The sequence below is a fragment of the Prescottella defluvii genome (assembly GCF_000738775.1).
Lineage (GTDB): Bacteria > Actinomycetota > Actinomycetes > Mycobacteriales > Mycobacteriaceae > Prescottella > Prescottella defluvii.
On sequence record NZ_JPOC01000096.1, the window covers coordinates 1 to 213 of the forward strand.

The window sequence follows — 213 nt, forward strand, 5'->3', positions numbered from 1 at the left end:
GCTGTACCGAACGCCGTCGGCGGTGGCCCCTTCCGGGGGCCACCGCCGACGGCGTTGTGGGGTCTCTAGCGTGCGCGGACCTGGAGGGTCTGGTTGATACGGCCGACCGCCCCGCTCTCGTCGTAGAGGACGCCGGCGCACATCCCGACACCGTCGGGCCCGTACGACGTCTCCGACGAGAGCCCGATCCACTCGCCGTCGGGGACACGGAAC

General features: G+C 71.8%; 1 pseudogene. It reads right to left on the reverse strand.

Annotation, left to right across the window (positions count from 1 at the left end):
* Positions 1-65 precede the first annotated feature (65 nt).
* Positions 66-213: pseudogene (locus IJ15_RS25385) on the reverse strand (thioesterase family protein); the annotation flags it as partial.